This window comes from Oleiphilus sp. HI0086 (assembly GCF_001635225.1).
Genome location: NZ_LWFZ01001186.1, coordinates 1 through 587 on the forward strand (window position 1 = coordinate 1; position 587 = coordinate 587).

Annotated in this window: 1 protein-coding gene; it reads right to left on the bottom strand. The window is 46.5% G+C overall.

The features are described 5' to 3' along the window. Positions 1-126: 126 nt before the first annotated feature. A partial coding sequence (locus A3756_RS20705; protein WP_156490648.1) for a GGDEF domain-containing protein occupies positions 127-587 on the bottom strand: 461 nt, incomplete at its 5' end.

The window sequence follows — 587 nt, forward strand, 5'->3', positions numbered from 1 at the left end:
GCCGGGGTAAACAGACTTAGCCTCGTTGGGTCACTTTACACACTAATGACAAGCGAGACAAATTGTCAGAAGTCTTGAGCTTTCGCCAATAGAGGGGAGAAAGCTGTAAACAACGAACTTGTCTGTTTAGTGACTATGCAGGCAGACGCGGTTATGGCCGTTTTTTTGTGCTTCGATCAAACCAATCTGAGCGTTCTCAATTAATTTCTTTGCTTCGCCATCTCGATCGCCTGAGCAGTCATCAGGTATATAGGTTGTGCAGCCCAGGCTAACCGTAATTGCATCAACCACTGGCCAGTTGCATTCCTCTATGGTGCGTCGAATTCTTTCCGCAATAACTAAAACGCCCTCTGAAGGTGTGCAAGGTAAGAGGAGGTAAGAGGTCTGCTTTCCATCAAAGTAGTCGCTATCTCCTGCGCGAATCATTGCTTTAAGTGTCTCTGCAAATCGAGCAAGAAGGTCGTTTGTATTTGGGAGACCGTGCATGTCTTGAATTTGAGGGAAGTAATCGACTTCAAGGGAAACCAGAGAAAGGGGGTTGCCTGTTCGGTCAGCTCGGCACATTTCTTTTTTAAGGGTATCTCTCA